General features: G+C 66.6%; 14 protein-coding genes and 1 pseudogene. 2 read left to right on the plus strand and 13 right to left on the minus strand.

Annotated elements, in window-relative coordinates; genetic code table 11:
• Positions 1–19: 19 nt before the first annotated feature.
• Entirely contained in the window at positions 20–811 is a 792-nt protein-coding gene (locus tag ACIBNA_RS27940; RefSeq protein ID WP_399167955.1) for a TVP38/TMEM64 family protein, read from the minus strand.
• A gap of 355 nt (positions 812–1,166) precedes the next feature.
• Here ACIBNA_RS27940 and ACIBNA_RS27945 point away from each other — a divergent pair.
• A pseudogene (locus ACIBNA_RS27945) lies at positions 1,167–1,433 on the plus strand (GTP-binding protein); the annotation flags it as partial.
• Positions 1,434–1,755: 322 nt separating this feature from the next.
• On the opposite strand, the gene ACIBNA_RS27950 reads toward ACIBNA_RS27945, so the two are convergent.
• From ACIBNA_RS27950 to ACIBNA_RS28000, 11 genes are all read right to left on the minus strand, one after another.
• The gene (locus ACIBNA_RS27950; RefSeq protein ID WP_399167956.1) at positions 1,756–1,974 is read right to left on the minus strand and encodes a hypothetical protein; all 219 of its coding nucleotides are present in this window, start codon (positions 1,972–1,974) and stop codon (positions 1,756–1,758) included.
• A 568-nt stretch (positions 1,975–2,542) separates the two neighbouring features.
• The gene (locus tag ACIBNA_RS27955) at positions 2,543–3,391 is read right to left on the minus strand and encodes a helix-turn-helix domain-containing protein (RefSeq protein WP_399167957.1); all 849 of its coding nucleotides are present in this window, start codon (positions 3,389–3,391) and stop codon (positions 2,543–2,545) included.
• A 13-nt stretch (positions 3,392–3,404) separates the two neighbouring features.
• Positions 3,405–3,929, minus strand: a complete 525-nt coding sequence (locus ACIBNA_RS27960) for a DUF6879 family protein (protein ID WP_399167998.1) — start codon at positions 3,927–3,929, stop codon at positions 3,405–3,407.
• Positions 3,901–4,143, minus strand: coding sequence for a hypothetical protein (locus ACIBNA_RS27965; RefSeq protein WP_399167958.1), 243 nt, complete (start codon positions 4,141–4,143; stop codon positions 3,901–3,903). The genes ACIBNA_RS27960 and ACIBNA_RS27965 overlap by 29 nt, the downstream gene beginning before the upstream one ends.
• 349 nt (positions 4,144–4,492) lie before the next feature.
• The gene (locus ACIBNA_RS27970) at positions 4,493–5,293 is read right to left on the minus strand and encodes a transglycosylase SLT domain-containing protein (RefSeq protein ID WP_399167959.1); all 801 of its coding nucleotides are present in this window, start codon (positions 5,291–5,293) and stop codon (positions 4,493–4,495) included.
• 32 nt (positions 5,294–5,325) lie between these two features.
• Entirely contained in the window at positions 5,326–7,539 is a 2,214-nt protein-coding gene (locus ACIBNA_RS27975) for a hypothetical protein (RefSeq protein ID WP_399167960.1), read from the minus strand.
• 1,205 nt (positions 7,540–8,744) lie between these two features.
• The gene (locus tag ACIBNA_RS27980; RefSeq protein ID WP_399167961.1) at positions 8,745–8,999 is read right to left on the minus strand and encodes a hypothetical protein; all 255 of its coding nucleotides are present in this window, start codon (positions 8,997–8,999) and stop codon (positions 8,745–8,747) included.
• 488 nt (positions 9,000–9,487) lie between these two features.
• The gene (locus ACIBNA_RS27985; RefSeq protein ID WP_399167962.1) at positions 9,488–9,736 is read right to left on the minus strand and encodes a hypothetical protein; all 249 of its coding nucleotides are present in this window, start codon (positions 9,734–9,736) and stop codon (positions 9,488–9,490) included.
• A gap of 3 nt (positions 9,737–9,739) precedes the next feature.
• Positions 9,740–10,114, minus strand: a complete 375-nt coding sequence (locus tag ACIBNA_RS27990; RefSeq protein ID WP_399167963.1) for a hypothetical protein — start codon at positions 10,112–10,114, stop codon at positions 9,740–9,742.
• 8 nt (positions 10,115–10,122) lie between these two features.
• Positions 10,123–10,896 carry a hypothetical protein gene (locus tag ACIBNA_RS27995; protein ID WP_399167964.1) on the minus strand — a complete coding sequence of 258 codons (774 nt, stop codon included), beginning with the start codon at positions 10,894–10,896 and terminating at the stop codon, positions 10,123–10,125.
• A gap of 1,336 nt (positions 10,897–12,232) precedes the next feature.
• Entirely contained in the window at positions 12,233–12,736 is a 504-nt protein-coding gene (locus tag ACIBNA_RS28000; protein WP_399167965.1) for a hypothetical protein, read from the minus strand.
• Positions 12,737–13,135: 399 nt separating this feature from the next.
• Here ACIBNA_RS28000 and ACIBNA_RS28005 point away from each other — a divergent pair, with 399 nt between their 5' ends.
• The gene (locus ACIBNA_RS28005; RefSeq protein ID WP_399167966.1) at positions 13,136–13,342 is read left to right on the plus strand and encodes a hypothetical protein; all 207 of its coding nucleotides are present in this window, start codon (positions 13,136–13,138) and stop codon (positions 13,340–13,342) included.
• A 52-nt stretch (positions 13,343–13,394) separates the two neighbouring features.
• On the opposite strand, the gene ACIBNA_RS28010 is transcribed toward ACIBNA_RS28005, so the two are convergent.
• Positions 13,395–14,885, minus strand: coding sequence for a recombinase family protein (locus tag ACIBNA_RS28010; protein ID WP_399167967.1), 1,491 nt, complete (start codon positions 14,883–14,885; stop codon positions 13,395–13,397).
• Between the last annotated feature and the right edge of the window lie 31 nt (positions 14,886–14,916).

A 14,916-nucleotide genomic window follows, 5' to 3' on the forward strand; every position in this document is an offset into this window, starting at 1 on the left:
CGGCGGGTGTAACGGTTCGTCAGAGCCGGCGCAGGCTGTGCCGCTTGCGCCAGGCCAGCACCACGCCCGCCAGCGCGGGCAGGGCGATGCAGGCCAGAGCGATGAGGAAGGCGGGGGACGTCGGGGCGGAGGCGCGGGCGCCGGCGACGACGTACGCGGCGGTGTTCGGGATCGAGCCGAGGCCGGTCGCCAGCAGGAACGGCAGCAGGCCCATGCGGGAGAACGAGGCGCAGTAGTTCGCGGCCCAGAACGGCACACCGGGGAAGAGCCGCACCGCCAGCATCGAGCGGAAGCCGTGCCGGCTGAGCTGGCCGTCCGCGGCCTTCAGCCAGCGCCCGCGCAGCAGCGGCCGCAGCGCGTCCTGGCCCAGCGCCCGGCCAAGGCAGAAGGCGATCCCGGCACCGAGCACCGTGCCCGCCAGCGCCACGCCGATGCCCAGCTGCGAACCGAACAGCGCCCCCGCCGCGAGGTTCAGCAGCGGCCTCGGCACGAACGCCACGGTGCACACGCCGTACGCGACCGCGAACACCAGCGCCGCCATGGCTCCGCCGAGCTGTGGCGGCCAGCCCTGCGTCAGCAGCCGCTGCGGCTCGAACAGCAGCACCCCGCACGCGCCCGCGGCGAGCAGGGCGACGAGCAGGGAAAGCCGAGACCACGGAGAGAGCAGAACTCTCGTGCAGCGGGCGGCGAAACCGGTGGGTACGTCGGGCGAGGCGGTCGTTGCCGGGGAAGCGGCGACGGCGAGCTCCGTGGAGGTGGCCCGGGGAGAGGCCGTGGCGGTGCCCCCAGAGCGGGTGGTGGCATCGAGCATCCGGTGACACTAACCGACAAATGTGTGTGATCGCCGTATGGTTCGTCTCACGAGCGTCACAGGTGCCTGGGCGCAACCCCTTGCGCGCATCCGCGGGCGGGCTCACGGGGCGGGCCCGAAAACCATTCGACGTGCGGTAAAGCGTCGGCAATGATCTGTCTCATGTTCCGGCACGCCTTCACCCTCGCAGCATCCGTGGTCACGGATGCCCCGAAGGCTGCCGTCGCCGTTCTCACGGCCGTTGCCGACGGCGCCCGAAGCTGACCCTCTCCGGTTCGTCCGGCGGCCCCGCAAGGGGAGGGTCGGGCAGGTCCTCGGGGTCCCACTTCATGACGAGACGCTTCGAGGTACAGCCATGTCCAAGACGGCCTACGTCCGCACGAAACCGCACCTCAACATCGGCACGATGGGTCATGTCGACCACGGCAAGACCACCCTGACGGCCGCCATCACCAAGGTCCTCGCCGAGCGCGGCACCGGCACCTTCGTGCCGTTCGACCGGATCGACCGGGCGCCCGAGGAGGCGGCGCGCGGCATCACCATCAACATCGCGCACGTCGAGTACGAGACCGACACGCGGCACTACGCGCACGTCGACATGCCGGGCCATGCCGACTACGTGGTTGGCTCACCCTGTCATGACTCTAACATCGCAGGTCGGAGACGCAAAGAAGCCCCGCCCACCTCCACGGGGGAGGGAGTGAACGGGGCTTCCAGGCGCCCCACCCGGAACGCGGGGGCTGCCAATAGGTGGGGCACTGTGCCGCCCGCATCCCCTGCGGATTGGGGATGTTGACCTCGGGCGGCGCCTCGTCCCCGGCAACGAGGAACCGGGGACGAGAAGTACAGGACGCTAACGGGGGCGGGGCGGGCCGACCTCACCGGCGCTTCCGCCCCCGTCGCGCCCACCGCGAGCTAGGCGCACGGGCGCCCGGCACGCGGGTCTATGGAGGGCCTCCCCAGCAGTACACGCCATACGGCGAGCCGTTTCGGATCATCAGGCCGACGTGTCCGTCTTCATCGCCGTGCGGCTCTTCAAAGCACGTCACAGTGACGCCGGCCCAGTCGACGCCGGTCACCTGACGTTCGAGCTCCACGAATTCCGTCGGCATCTCTGCCGTGACGCCACACATGCCCAACTGCTCGTCAGTCTCGTCGCTCATGACGCCGTCTGCTTCGGAACCAGCCGCCAACTTGACGTGCTGACGGTTCGGAACGTGTCGTGACCCTGGCGTATCCGGTGGTGGTTTTCCGCCCACTCCTGGACGCTGCTGTCGTCTGCACTGTGGTCCAGGCAGCGAGCGCATTCGATGTACTGATTCACGGACAGACCCGACGGCTTCAGCGTCATCTTCGATGTCGGGGAAGAGGTGGTCATCGCTTCAGCACCATCTTCCCGCCCCATCCGACGACCCGCGTGGCGAGATGCCCGCCTTTCAGGTCCTCCTCAGTTGCGGGCCGCGCCCACTTGGGGTCTACGTTCCACTCACGGCCCCCGCCCCGGGGGCGCAAGCAGTATCGGCCGCCGATGGTCCCGCGGAACTCGCCGATGACGCTTCGGGCCGTGTCCACGAGGACCGTTCCGACGGCCGGCAACTCTCTCGGTTCAGGGCGCGTCATGACGCCTCCTAATCCCTGCATGTGATCACCCACTGTGCGCGGAATGGCTGACACCGACGCTACGGAGCAACACAGCCGGGATCCTAGGGAGTTCTACAGAGTTCTACGCATTCACCCGAGCGCGTCAATCGCGGCAGTGATTCGGGCACGGGCGTTGGCTCCATAGACGGCCAACTTCGAGAACTCACCGAAAGCTTTGAGGTACTGGGCAACCTCTGAGGGTGCCGTGACGTTCACCTGAGCCGTGAGTAGCTCGACCTGGGCCTGTACCTCGTCGTAGACGCTGAACGTCTCCAGCATCCACATCCGCCTGTCAGCCGAGAACGGGATGACACCCAGGGAGACGGACGGCAGGGCCATTATGGAGAGCAGATAACCGAGTTGGCCGGCCATGACCTCCGCACCACCCACACGGTGCCTGAGTACCGCCTCCTCGACGAGGAGCGCGAACCGGTGGTTTCCCTCACGAATGACCCGTGAGCGCTCCATACGAGCCGCCACGGCCTCCGACACGTCGTCGGGCGTCTCCCTGAAGGCAGCAATGGAGCCAAGGAGGGCGCTCGCATAGCCGTCCGTCTGAAGCAACCCGGGGACGACGTTCGAGCAGTAGATCCGGAAGACTCGCGTGCGCTCGAAGAGGGGTACGTAGGACTCCTGCAACCGTCGGAGCCCCGTGCGCTGCAACCGGCGCCACTCGACGTACATGGAGTCCGCTGAACGGGAGGCCGCAATCAGATCTGCGGCCAACCCGTCAGCGTCACACGCCCGGCACCATGCCCGGATGTCGTCGTCAGACGGGGGCGTCGTGGCGTTCTCCAGCCGGGAGACCTTCGAGCGCTGCCACCCGATCCGCTCCGCGACGTCCTTACCCGTCAGGTTGGCATCCTTGCGGATCTCCCGGAGCCTGTCGGCTACGGCCCTGCGGGCAGCCTGGACACTCGATGATGGCGACGTTGGCATGTGTGGAGGCTCGTTAGATCCTGTACTCCTCGTGCGGCGTCGCCCTGCTCCACACGCCCTCGAAGGCGTCGACGCAGAGCTTCACCACGGCTGGTTCGTCCGTGACGTCGTCGCCCAGGTAGGCGCCCTCTCCAGAGAAGTAGCCGAAGCGGACGAGGCGATCGTCAAACACCCAGAAGTCGTTGCCGGGCAACGCCAGATCGGACGCCTGCCGTCGTGGAAGCCAACGGATCTGCTCGCCGGCCGCGACGTTCGTGAACGTCCCGTCGTGCAGATAGCGCGTGTACTCGCTGACGGGCTCAGAGACGATCCGTGCGCGCCTGATCTCGACGCCGCGCGCCGCTGTCTCCGCCACCATGTCGAGCCACGGACGCCACCACGTCGACCGGTCGTCCGGGTCAGGGCGGTAGCCAGACTTCCACGCTGCGACGCGCGGAGCCTCGTCAGGGTCGTCGTAGTGGTCGCGCATCTCAAGATGCACGGCCGACCGCTGACAGCCCGCCAGAAGCTCACTGAACGGCGGAGCGCTCTGCCACATCACACGCCTCCCGAATGGCTGCCAGCATGCGCACCGGCAGCCGGACGACCTCTTCATTGTTGGGGATCGGACCGGACGTCAGACAGTCGGCCCGAGTCTCCTCGTCGACCTTCCAACCCTGCATGACGATTTCCTGCCGTTCCACGTCCACCCACACCGTGGGGCAGTTCGCTCCGTCGGTGTTGGGGTCCTTCGCGATGAACCGTAGCGCCATGGCTGCTCCAACCCTCCTGCGGGTTCTACGAATGTCTACGACCATCCCGCCGGAGGGTGGTGTTGCGCAAGACCGCCTAGAGCCAACCAGCGTGGCGCATGCGACGTCGCCAGGCCCGACCGTGCTCTACCGAGCAGTAGAGCTTGACGCGTCCCGCTCCGGGCTTCTGCTCGACATCCGTCCCGCACTGCGGGCAGGTGACGTTCTGGTTCTTCGCCGGCTGTCCAAGCATTGGTGCTCCTCCTGATCAAGTCATAGGTACGCCCCACGGACCATGTCGGCCCGTGGGGCGCGGGTGGGAAGTGTGCGAGCCGCCCCGTCCATGGCGGAGGGGCGGCGTAGGTGTGCGTCAGATGTACACGCGACCGTTGTTCAGATCGCGGGCAATCTCGCCGTCGTACATGTTGATCGTCTTGACGACGACGCCCTCCAGCTCCTTGCCGTCGAGCTCTGTCTTCGTCGTGACGTTGATCGTGATCGGTCGTCCCGAGCCCCGGCCGGCGCCGATGGCGTCCCACTGCTGCGACGTGAAGACGGGCTCCGGCTTCCCTGTCCCATTCGCGACGAGGGAGAGGCCAGGCGGGATCATCCCGCCGTCGTCGTACCACGTCGGCGTGACGCGTCCACCGTCGGCGTAGCCACCAGGACGGTTGTACGCGGTCGGCAGCGACCCGTACGCCGCCATCGCGTAGCGCATCGACGCGTAGATGTTGGCCAGGGGGTTCGTCGAGACGCCGTAAGAGAACGGGCCGACGTTCCGCATCTTCCCGGCGTACGCCCGGAAGGTGGGGCCGATGACCTGCATGAGTCCGACCGAGGGGTGCCCTGCATGCCAGTTGCTATCCCACTTGTTCACGATCGTCGGGTTGCCGCCCGACTCCTGGTTCATCCGCCGAAGCGTGAGGTCCGCGTACGACGCCGGGTTGCCCGTCATGCTGAGCGCTTGCAGCACCGTCGGGCGCCACCTGGCGACACCAGAGCCGCCGTTGCCGCCGGGGGCTGCGCCTCCACCTCCGCCACCGGAGGACGTCACGGCGTCAACGATCTTGTCCTTCAGGCCGGCGACCATCTTCACCGGGAACTTGGCGAGCGTCGTGCCCAGTCCACCGACGTCGAGGTTTGCCTTCACCTTGTCGAGGATCGGCTTCATGAGCTTCGCCCAGATCTTTGAAGGATTGGCGATCAGGTCACCAGCCGTCTTCGCCCAGTCGACGCCCTTTGAGACTGCGCTTCCGACCTTGTCCTTCGTCCAGTCCCACGCAGAGCCGAGGGCACCGACGATGCCACCGTCGGCGAATCGCTGAGCACCTGGGGGAAGAAGGCGTCAATGACTCCTGCTGCACCCTTGAACGTATTGCCGATTGCGACGCCCAACCCAACGATCGCCGGCTTCGCGCTCTCGGCAATTCCTCGCTTGAAGCGCTGCCAGAACGGGGACTTCAGGTCGTCGGATGCCCGGTCCATGAGTTCGCCGATAGCGTCGGCAGAATTCAGGACGAGGGGGGTAAGGCCAGGTAGCGCACCCTTTGCCCCGTTGACCATCCTCGTGAAGAGCGGGAGGACGTCAGGGCTGAGTTCCTTGGACCACTCCTTGAAAGCAGCCGTCAGACCCTTGGGGCCGGCGATGGAGTCGAAGAGTGCCCGCTGTTCCGGCGTCAGCTTCGCCAACGCTGCGCGGTATTCGTCAGCCTTCGTCGCAGCCTTCGCCGTCGTGTTGATGCCGGACAGTCGAGCCGCCTTGACGCCTCGTTCCGCGGAAGCGATGCTCTCGGCGGCTTGGACTTGCGCGTTGGCTGCGTTCGACACGGCGTCGGCAAGGCTGCGCTGAGCGTCGGCGACCGTCTGAGCCGCTTCGACCTCCGCGCGTGCAGCGTTCTGGCGAGCCTGCGCCAGGGCGTCAGTCTGGTCCCTGACGTTCTGCTGCGCATCTGCCTGCTGCTCCAGGGCACGCTTGACGCCCTCGTTGCCGTCGACGCCTGCCTTGGTCGCCTCGTCGACGGACCGCTTGAGTTCCGCGTTCTTGGCCTTCTGACGCTCCGCACCGCGGACCGCTTCGTCGACGCTGAGCTGTGCACGCTCGCGCTGGAGGTCGGTTGCCGTCGGGTCGGCGAGGATCCGGTCAAGCTCTGCCTGCGCCTCTTGGATGCGGAGGGCTGCGTCCCTCTCATCGAGCATGCCGTCAAGGAGCTGGTCGTTCAGATCCTTTAGCTGCTGTGCGGCGTCCTTGCGTGCCTGCGTCAGCCCCTCTTCCGCCTCCCGGGCCTGACGCTTCGCGTCGACGAGGGAGCGCTCCGCCCGCTCGACGGACTCCGCGGCCTGGCGTCGCTGGTCCGCAGCACGCTGTGCGGCCTGTGCGACGGCCCGTTCGGCATCCTCGATCTGCCGGTTGGCCTGTGCGATGGACTGCGCTGCCTGGCGATGAGCGTTGCGCAGTGCGGCCTGTGCAGACGTCATCTGCATGGCGGACTGCGCAGCGCGCACGGTGGCAGCAGCAGCGTTGTTCGTCGCTGTCGCAGCCTCCTTCTCCGCCGCAGACTTCGCCTGAATGACGCTGGTGACTCCCTTGATCGCCGGAATGGCAACCAGAGCCATTGCCCCGACGCCTGCGCCGGCCGCCACGGCAGCGCTCGCAAGGGCTCCAATGCCCGCCGCAGCTATCGGGACGAGGGGGATTGCCGCTACGGCGCCCAGAGCTACGGCGAGTTGCATAAGCGCGGCTTGTGCCTGTGCAGTGTTCGCCGTAACGCGAATGCGGACGTCGTCGCGGTCTAGGTCATTGACCTGCCGCTGCATCTCCGCGAGTTCGGCACGTGCGGTAGCGATATCTGAGCGGACCTGAATGTTCGGGCTTCGTGCCCCGAGTCGAGCAAGCTCCGCGTCGATCGCTTCGAGTTCCGCAAAGGCGGTCGCAGCGTCGATATCGACGCCGATTCGCTTATTGCTGAGCGTCTCCATTCGCGCCCGAACGCGCGCTAGGTCAGCGTCGAAACCTGTCGTCGACAGCCGGACGTCGGGGCGGGGAAGCGAACGGAATGCTACCTCCAGGCGGGACCTAAACGCCCTCCCAAACGCTCCCGCATTGTCGTTGCCCTGACGAGTTGCGGCCGTTCTCGCAGCCCGTCCGCCGTTGTTCACAGCGTTTGGGATGGCCGTTGCTATCTGACGAGCCATGGCGTCGCCTATTGCGTCGCCAAGGGCGTTACCGATTCGGTCACCCGAGCCGGCCAGGGTGGCACGCATGGTCTCCGCCATGCGCTCGCCCATCTTCTGACCTGCGTCGATGCCTACCCGGTCCGCGGCAGGGAGGACGGCCTCCTTGAGCTTCCTGTGAAGCTGCGGAGTGATCGGAACGACGTCAACGGCGACCGTTCCGACGACGTCTATATCTCCGGCCACGTCAAACACCCCCGTTTGCAGGGCGGTATTCCGCGGGGTGCTCACGCAGGTCCAACAGATGCGCCAAAACGAAGAGCTGTTCTGACTGACGCTCGACCGTTGGGGAGAACGGAGAACGCGCAACGACTACCGCAGCTTCCGCCCACGCTTTACATTCGGCACTGCAATACGCGAATACCTCTACGCCTCCCGATTCCGTCAGCGCCGGCAAGGGCGCGAAACGGCATCCGGGGCGGAGGCACCGCGTTGGATCATGCTTCATTTGGACGTCCAGACATGACAACGCCCCCGATGCGTCCACCGGGGGCTGAAATGGTTTATGGGGTGTTACTCGTCGACGTCAGGCGGCCTCCCGAGTGTCCTCGAAGATGCCGGGGACGTAATCCCGCGAATCACGTCGAGCGTCGAGGAGTTCGGCCAGGCGCAGGAGTTCCGCGGCTTCCACGCTGTCGCAGTTCTTGGCTGCCCGCTTCGCACGGATGAGCCAGATACGGCATGCAACCGAGCAATTTCGCTGCCGTCGGTAACTGCCGTCCTCGCACGTGAGATACGCGCGGTCGAAGGTGCACCCGGGACGCCTACAGGGCTGAGGCTGATTGCTGGTCGACATGGGCTCCTCCAGGGAATTGAAAGAGCCCCGGAGATGCTCCTCCGGGGCTATGCGATGTAACGGTTAAAGGGGCTCTGACCTGCGGTTTGTCACACTTCCAGTAGGCGCCTCTCGCCTGCCGCTTGATCGTTCTGCGGGCACGATCCGCCTCGTCCGCGGCATGGGAGGGGCTATCAGGAGGCGTCAGAGGGCGTCTCGGGGGCGTTCTGGAGGCTCCTGGATCGACCTCTAACCGGTTGTCAGACAGCGACGCCCAGCAGCCTTCCGGTGAGGAGACCGTCAGGAGGGGATCACTCCCCTGGTGGTTACCGCAGGTCAGAGCGTTGCAGCGTCGGCCGTCCCGTCGGTCCGCACGCTGCCGTCTCGCTCAGCCCGACGCGCTCCGCGTGCTCGCGTCGAGCGTCCTGCCAGCGTCGCCAAGCGCGGATGACGAACGCTGAGTTCATCCCGTTGCGCTCGACGTCGGCTGACTCGTCCTCGTGCAGCCAATCCCACACGACGCACGGTGTGCGTAGCTCGGGAGGGCAGGACGGTCCACCCTCGCCGGCCGTGCCTGCTGCCGCACGTCGGGCAAGCATGGCCTGCGTGCGTGCGCTCACGCTGCACCACCGGGCAGGGCGTGCAGCTCACCCGTGCTCGTGTTCACGGGCTCCATCTGCCACCCGAGTGTGCGCATGCCCGCAGGGCTGAGCCCCAGATGATCGGCCAAGTGCCGTGCTTCCTGCGCCAGTCCAGCCGTCGCCTTGCCGGCGAGTGACTGGCACACGATCTGCACGTACATCGCGACGAGCGGGACGTAGGCGTCGAACCACTGTGTGGCCTGCGGGCTCTGCCACAGCTCCTCCCACATCGCTGCCTCCGCCTCGCTCCACGTCCGCCCTGGCGGCATCGGTGGCACGGGCAGGTCACAGCCCGACAGCGGAAGGACGACGAGGCTGGCGCGGGGCTGTCTTCCGCCCTCCCGATTAGCGCGGCTGTAGGGCCGTGTGGGGTCTCTTCGCGGACCCGGGGCAACCATGGTTCCTCCTGAGATAAGCTGTGGTGGCCGTCGCTCTTTACGTGCCGACGGGCTAAGGGGGCGTAAGCAGCTACGCCTATCCCGACCACGCGGGGACCCACGTGGACGCTCGCACCACTGCGAGCCGCAACCGCATTCGCCGTGTGGTGGGTCCATCCGCAGAAGACCCACCGAGATTTCTCGCGAGGGTCTTCGATGACTTCCCTGTTGCTCAGCCTTCTTACTGCTGCCTTCGTGGCTCTGCTGACGCCCCTCATGCAGCACGTAGCCGACGCCATTTGGCGCCGTGTGCGTCGCTGGTGGGCGTCGCGCCGTGACGGTTAGCCCTGGCCGATGCTCGACACGTGGTCGAGCCGGACCGTGTGAACCTTCGTCGACACGGTGACCGTCAAAGACTTCGGCCACTCCGTCGAGCCGGTAGGCCAGCCCGCGGACCGTGACGCATACGCCAGCGTTCCCGTCAGCGACGCTCCGCCGACGAGGTTGACGGTTACCGCCTGGCCGTTCAGCGCTGCCGCGCGGTCCCGGATGTCAGAGACGAATTCGTCGAATACGCGTGTCAGAGGCATGGGTCATCGTCCATTCATGGTGTAGGTCCGCTCCTGGAACGGATTCCGGCGCTGCTGCTCCGGCGTCGCCTCCGGGAGCGGCTCGCGCCGTGGGTGCTTCTGTCGGTAGCGCTCAGCGCCTCCGCTGACGGTCCCGGCGCCGTTACCGACGTCGGGACCCATGGGGCCGCCAGAGCGGGGCGCAGGAGGCGCAGGCGGGCCGGTGAGTCCGAGCTCAGTGGCGAACGCCTGCGCGTCGGCCGTCAGCTCCTCGTCCGTGCTGCCCTGGAGTCGGGCGCTCTGCTCGACGGTGAGGCCAACGGCCAGGCCGGCGCGGACGCGGGCGAGTTCGAGCACCGCGGGATGTGGCTGTTCTGGGGTCTGCGTAGTGGGTTCCATGTCTGTCCTTAGTCGACGAACGGCCGCGGGTCGCGGCGCGTGTTGAGGGGCTTGTACTCGCGCTCAGGGAGGACGACCGGGCTCAGGTCGCGGATCGGCCCGAAGTCGTCGTAGGCGACAGGCTCCGTCGACGCCGTGACGCTGAACTCCAGGTCGTCATACGACGTCGGCACGAACGCGGAGCCGCTACGGGCGAGCCACACGAGGTACTCGATGGTGTAGGCGCGCGACCGCATCACATCCCGGATGTGTGCGGGAACGTCGTCCATACGGACGTCCTTGATCTCTCCGTATCCCTCGTTGCGCCATTGCTGCATGCTGGACCGCTCGTCCATGCCGGACACGGCACGCAGGACGTCCCAGGACGCGTCACGGACGTTGCGGTAGTCCTTCAGGAGCGACGTCAGGCGACGCCAGGCGTCCAGGACATCCCCGCCCGCCTCGATGGCCTGCTCTGCCGTCGTGACGTCGCCCAGGGTCTCCCCGGCGTCCTTCGCGGCGTCAAGGATCTCCGACAGCCGGCCGTCGAGGTGCTCCAGGACATCGACGGAGAGGGAATCACGGAGATCCTCCGCATTGGCCTTCGTAGCGCGCTCCAGCTCGTACAGGGCGGCTGCCTCCGACTCCCACACGAGGGCGTCAGCGTGCGCCTTCGCAGCGTCCTTCGCGAACGTCGACGGCCACGTGCCTGTGCTCGTGAACGTCGCTATGGCGTCGCTCTGTACGTCCGCCAGAGCCTCCGCGGGCGTCTTCCCACGGGGGAAGTCCCGGCGTAGCTTCACGGCCGCCTCGTGGCGCTCCTGCGCCTTCGCGACGTCGGGAACGGTTGCCCACGCATTCGTTAGTTCAACGTTGGTACTGGCTCGCATGTCTACCTCTCGGGGGTCATGAAAGAAGCGACCGACCCGTGTTGATCAGTCGCCATGTGGCGTTCCGTCGGGCGCCACTGGGGGGAGTTCTTCAGGAGCTCCGCGCGCTCCGCGCGACGCTGCCGGACTCGTCGCCGGATGATGTCGGCCGAAGCGGCATACCGGGCGCGCTCGCCGGCGTTGACACACTCTCGGCAACGGCGCTTCAGCCCTTGCCGTCCCAGCGCGTCCTTGTGGAAGTAGACGACGGTCCGCGGAAGTTGGCGCCCGCATCCGGGGCACGGGTGCTGATCGCGCGGAGGCGTCGGGACGTCGCACATCGACATGGCGTCCTCCGTTCTGTCGGTTTGACGAATGAGGGGCAAAAAGAGAGCGCCGCCCGCAGGCAGCGCGAAAGAACGTCGATTTGAGGTCCGGGCGACGGAGCGTCAGGCGCGGAGCGACCGAAGGAGGAGAGAACTCGTCGCTCAACACAGCCGGCTCGACGTCGCCCGGACCTAGCGCCGCTGAGAGGAGGGAGCGGCGCAGCTTGCAGGAGGAGCCACGGCCCACAGCTCGTACAACTCCGCCTGACACATAGGTTATGGGGCGGGGTGAACGCTGGGGGATCATCACGCAGGCGCACTTTCCGGGAAATACCGGTCATTTGCCGCACATATCGTTATCAACCCGATGCAATCCACCTGAGCTCCGGTGGCCCCTCGCGGACGCAACTACGCTACGTAACCGTCCCGTGAGATGGTCCAGCAAGGAAAGCGAAGCAGGCAGGAATCCGCGAAACGCCCCGTGGTGCTCTCCAGGGGCGTTCAGGGGTCGGGTGAGCCCCCGGGAGTCAGAGCGCCTGCGAGGGGCTCAGACGGCCGCACAGCCCCCTTCTCGCGCCTCGTCCGCCCTCCGCCCTCCGTCGGCATCCGTCAAGAGAGGCCCTCGACGTCCTCCGGGGCTGAGGCTCCGGACGGCCTGGCCCAACTAGACAAACTTTTGGCACTTTTCAAGGGAGAGTCAACGCGTATAGAAGGAGAGGCTGAAGGGGGGTTAGTTGGACCCTTTGGACCCTGAAATGGCACCGACGAGGACGGAGGGTGACGACGGATGAGGAATCCGTCACTCTCCGCGTTCATGAATTCCATGCACAGTGAACGCACTTCCGTCGGCCACCCGCCGGGCTGACCAAACCGGCCCGTCTCACAATGCGTCGAGGGCCGCCCCCGGTTGCCCGGGGAAACGGCCCATCGTCACGGAGTGTTACTCAGATAGCAGCGGGGAGGACGCCGGGCGACGCGCGGCGGATCCCGGCGAGGCAGTCAGCGTGCAGCGGATAGAACGTGGCGCCGCTCTCGACGATCTCCACGTCCTCCATGTCCGGGTACTCACCGCACCATGCGCAGCCGGTCTCTCCGCGGCACTCAGCGCACCACACCTCGCCCTGCTCGTCGACGACCGTTCGGACGGTCTGAGCCTGCCCGCAGACGCACACAGCGGCTTCCTGGGGCGACTGGGGCTCGTGCACCTCCATGCCGACCGCGAGAGCTTCGGCGAGAAGGACGAGCGTGGGGGCGTCGCGCAGCTCGGTCACGGTGCCCGTGGTGTAGACGGCCGCGAACTGCGTCACGTCGTAGTCGGCGTGGAGAGCGTAGGTCGCGGGAACGCCGATCTGGTCCGCGATGTCGAGCGAGTACCCGCGGAGGTTGTCGACGTCGTCAGCAGTGGCCAGGGCGCCGACGACGAGGACAACGGGGGTCGTGTGCGTCATGATGGAAGCTCCTCTGTAGAGGACGAACGCCCCGTGATGGTCTGCCAGGACTGCGGGGCGTTCGCCGTTTCGGCGTGCTGTCCTTGTGGCCACAAAGCTAGACCGCTTGTGGCCACAAGCACAACCTCTGGGCGACTTGAATTTGTGGCCACAAGAGAGCTACCGTCTGCGCATGGACGTCGAAGAGAACGAGTACGACAAGGCCCGTCGAGTGCGAATGCCTGACGACGAGTGGGAGCCGCTTCTCCAGGCCGCGAAGGTCATGCATCCCACTGGCCGTAGCCCGCGGGGCCGAGTCATCCGGGAGTTTGTTCAGTGGTACCTACGGAGGCCAGGGGCCAAGCTGCCTGAGCGGCCACCTGCCGGCCCGTGGAGCGAGACCGCGAGAGATGAGGCGTCATGACACTCGACGATGACACTCTTGCCACCTTGGAGTTCCTGGAGCACGTCGACGACGCGGAGCTCTTCAGGGTGCACCGCCGATCCGCTTCGCTGCTCAGGTATCTCATGGCAGCCGGCTACGTCGAGAACTCCGGCCCGGGACGCATGCGGATCACGGACGTCGGACGTCTAGCGCTCCGGGAGCATCGCGAAAGCACCGCCTGAAGCGACATATGGCCCCCGTCGGGTGATCCGACGGGGGCTCTGGTGCGCGCGGTTAGTCCTCCGCGGGTTTCGCCCACTCGATGTCACAACGCGCGTCACCGTCGAAGGGAGCGCCGCGACGAGCAGCCTGTGTGACGGTGATCTTGTCGATAGCGACACGCAGGAGGTCACGGCGCATCGGCAGATCTGCGGCCTCCCACGCCTCCTCCAACATGTTGTGGTCATCGAACATTGTGAGGTCGAGCTGTCGTCCACTGAGGGCGTCAGCCCGCTCCTGCGCTTCCCTCAGGAGCTCCTCAGCCTCCGCGACGAGGCGGGGGAAGTGCTTGCCCATGGCGCCGTCATAGAGCCCCTTGGCACGGTCGTTGGCCAACCGCTCTACGGCAGCTTCCGCAGCCTTGACGGCCGCGAGTGCCTCGTGTACTTCCTCTGTCTCCTCCGGGGCCGTCAGCGCTGCCCAGCGCTCCGCTACAGCAATCATGAGCGGGTCTCCCGACTCGACGTCTGCTGAGCTCACCTGCGCGAGCCACTCCGCATACACGTAGGCCTCGATACGCGCCCGCATGGCGGAAGCCGGCGCAGGGCACGGCTTGCCCATAGCGTGGCCGTTGCAGACGTAGGAGCGACCACTCGTCGGCATCTTGGCGCCACATCCCGCGCACCGCAGGAGATCCGTCAGTAGGTGGGACGCCTTGCCGACGCGTGGCCCCAACGCTCCGCGCTGATGTCCGGCGTGCACTCGACGTGCCTTCGCCACGAGGTCCGGGGGTGCGGGCTTCACTCCGTCAGCGAATACGGAAACGCGGTTGCCTACCTCGTCGCGGTACGCGATGGGCCACGTGTGCTTGCGGGACAGGGCGACGACTTGCCACCCCTCGTAAACGGGGTTGTAGATGATGCGCCTTACGGTCGACGCACCCCATGCCCCGCCCTTTGGCGCCGTCGTTCGGTCGGCCGTCAACGCGCGCGCAATGCCCCGGGGCGCGATACCGTCCGCGGCTTCGGTGAGGACGCGGATTACGTTGTCCCACTCCTTCGTGTGGTGCAGCTTGCCGCGCTTGTCCTTGCGCAGTCCGTACGGTGCAGCCCCGAGCCATTCCCCTCTGCGTCGCTGGCCCTGCTTTGTGTCCCGGACTCGATGAGAGAGGAGGTCCGACGCCGTCTTTGCTCGTTCGGCGTCGGTGATGATTCGTTCCCGGTCGCGCGGAATGGCGCTGTCGAGACGCTCATAGTCGAAGATGATTCGGGCGCCGGCGTCGAGTAGCTGAACGACGGAGAGGGCGCCCTTGCGGTCGAAGCGGTCCACGGCGTAGCACCAGAGCGCCGGCACCTCTTTTCGCTTTAGCGCTCCCAGCGCCTTGATGAAATCGGGACGCTTGACGTCCGTCCACGCACTGAGGTTGTCTTTCCAGACTTTCCGCACCCGGTAGTTATGCTGCTCTGCCCACGCCCGCCCCCGCTCCTCCTGCGTCTTGAAGGTGAGAGCCTCCACACCCTGACGCGTGATCTTGCTCCGGCGTAGATAGAGGTCGATCTCCTCCACGTTCCCGCCCCTCGTTGTGTCGAGTGCCAGT

It is taken from the genome of Streptomyces sp. NPDC050164 (genome assembly GCF_044459945.1).
GTDB lineage: Bacteria > Actinomycetota > Actinomycetes > Streptomycetales > Streptomycetaceae > Streptomyces > Streptomyces coeruleorubidus_A.

Coding starts and splice junctions, on each gene's coding strand:
- ACIBNA_RS27940 (WP_399167955.1), bottom strand. CDS start 811: ATGCTCGATGCCACCACCCGCTCTGGGGGCACCGCCACGGCCTCTCCC.
- ACIBNA_RS27950 (WP_399167956.1), bottom strand. CDS start 1,974: ATGAGCGACGAGACTGACGAGCAGTTGGGCATGTGTGGCGTCACGGCA.
- ACIBNA_RS27955 (WP_399167957.1), bottom strand. CDS start 3,391: ATGCCAACGTCGCCATCATCGAGTGTCCAGGCTGCCCGCAGGGCCGTA.
- ACIBNA_RS27960 (WP_399167998.1), bottom strand. CDS start 3,929: ATGTGGCAGAGCGCTCCGCCGTTCAGTGAGCTTCTGGCGGGCTGTCAG.
- ACIBNA_RS27965 (WP_399167958.1), bottom strand. CDS start 4,143: ATGGCGCTACGGTTCATCGCGAAGGACCCCAACACCGACGGAGCGAAC.
- ACIBNA_RS27970 (WP_399167959.1), bottom strand. CDS start 5,293: ATGAAGCCGATCCTCGACAAGGTGAAGGCAAACCTCGACGTCGGTGGA.
- ACIBNA_RS27980 (WP_399167961.1), bottom strand. CDS start 8,999: ATGTGGGAGGAGCTGTGGCAGAGCCCGCAGGCCACACAGTGGTTCGAC.
- ACIBNA_RS27985 (WP_399167962.1), bottom strand. CDS start 9,736: ATGCCTCTGACACGCGTATTCGACGAATTCGTCTCTGACATCCGGGAC.
- ACIBNA_RS27990 (WP_399167963.1), bottom strand. CDS start 10,114: ATGGAACCCACTACGCAGACCCCAGAACAGCCACATCCCGCGGTGCTC.
- ACIBNA_RS28000 (WP_399167965.1), bottom strand. CDS start 12,736: ATGACGCACACGACCCCCGTTGTCCTCGTCGTCGGCGCCCTGGCCACT.
- ACIBNA_RS28005 (WP_399167966.1), top strand. CDS start 13,136: ATGACACTCGACGATGACACTCTTGCCACCTTGGAGTTCCTGGAGCAC.